The sequence below is a fragment of the Chitinimonas violaceus genome (assembly GCF_052601015.1).
Genome location: NZ_JBQXDJ010000356.1, coordinates 1 through 231 on the forward strand (window position 1 = coordinate 1; position 231 = coordinate 231).

The 231-nt window shown below is 58.0% G+C and carries 1 protein-coding gene; it reads right to left on the minus strand.

Going from position 1 to position 231, the window contains the following annotated elements:
• Window positions 1-231, minus strand: a 231-nt coding sequence (locus ACUHMQ_RS21710; protein ID WP_445297453.1) for an IS3 family transposase, incomplete at both ends; no start/stop codon positions are given.

The window sequence follows — 231 nt, forward strand, 5'->3', positions numbered from 1 at the left end:
GCTGGATGCAGCAAATGCCGTCTTCGCGACGTAGTCGCGCTATCCGATCCCGACCCGCCACGATCCCTTCGGCAGCCAGCTCGATTTGTAGGCGTCTTGCACTATAGGTTCGGCGTGTTTTGTTGTGTGCCGCACGGATTGCCACTCGCAACCATTCGTTCTCCTGAGCCCGTCGACTAGGTGGACGTTTAAGCCAGGCATAGAAACCACCACGAGAAACGGCCAGTGTCC